Below are 1,178 nucleotides of genomic sequence, written 5' to 3'. Positions count from 1 at the left end.
TCAAACCATATACCAAATCAAATTGAACTGAGTTAAATGCAAAAAGAATTGATGAGAAGAAGAGGCTTGCAGGCCGTTTCATGATTGTAACGGATACAGATCTTCCCATAGGGGATATTGTTAAGGGATACAAGGATCTGTGGAGGATCGAAAGATCATTTAGAACCATTAAATCATTCCTTGATATCAGGCCGGTAAACCACAGAAAAGAAGAGAGGATTGAAGCCCATGTTTTTATCTGTGTCCTTTCCCTGCTCATTGCAAGGCTTTTCGAGAAATCCATGAATAATGAGATGACAGTATCCGTAATCTCAGACATGTTGTCAGAACTGAAGGCAATACCTGTCAGGACTGCAGATGGCATAATTACTCTAAGGTCTGAATCGGAAAACGCAAGGAAGATACTTGATAAGATGAAGATACCCTATCCGGGAAAGATATTAAGTTCCGTACCAACATAATTTTTGAAGAATTGGCAGGCCAATCCGTGTAAAAGGACTTCTGCATGAGATTGCCCGTCAACCTCTTCTCGAAAGTCAAGTATGAAGAGCCAGAAATATCCTTATAGAACACTTAAACTCTTAAGTAGGAGCCCAATTAAGCGTGGGCAGTAATTTAGCATTAAAGCGTTCGGGTATATAGTTATAATTGAATACTTGAATATATTAGATGAAACTATAAGAAATTATGCAGGAAGCATATTATTTGTTATTTCAAGATATCTCTTCGGTATTGGTTTTTCCATTTCCCAGATTATACTTACAGGATTGCTTCCACTGTGGCTTTTATGCCTCACCCTGCCAAGAAATATATACGGTGAGGCACCCAAAAGGTTTTCCCTGAACTCTCTTATAAATAGTAAAACTGTATTTCTATTATCTTGTGAATGAAAATACCTTTCTGCCGTTGGTGAGTGGGGGGAAACTGTACTCTGTGTCTCCCAGTGGAACAGTTCGCTGTCAATAGCGTAATCATTGTACATAGTTGTGGAAGAATAGTATTTTTCTGACTTATTCAGAGTTACAAAGAGTATATCCATATGCTTTTGTGGAATATACTTTACTCCTTCACGTACCGATATCGGGTTTTCAATTCCCATTGCTGCAAGTACCTGGTTTTTTGAATAAGAACTATAAAGTTTCAAAGGAAGCGTATGTCCCCCAGGAAGCGCCTCTTCA

The 1,178-nt window shown here is 38.5% G+C and carries 2 protein-coding genes; one reads left to right on the top strand and one right to left on the bottom strand.

The features are described from left to right. Window positions 1-47: 47 nt before the first annotated feature. Window positions 48-461 (top strand): transposase, encoded by a 414-nt coding sequence (locus AMDU4_RS10860; protein WP_290705111.1) that lies wholly within the window; start codon window positions 48-50, stop codon window positions 459-461. Between the two features lie 224 nt (window positions 462-685). Here the strand turns inward: AMDU4_RS10860 and AMDU4_RS10855 are convergent. Further along, window positions 686-1,178 (bottom strand): DUF3427 domain-containing protein (locus tag AMDU4_RS10855; RefSeq protein WP_290705105.1); only part of this gene is annotated, 493 nt, incomplete at its 5' end.

This window comes from Ferroplasma sp. Type II, from assembly GCF_000496155.1.
The sequence above is the reverse complement of the archived record's forward strand: the minus strand, read 5'-3'. Positions and strand labels throughout refer to the sequence as shown.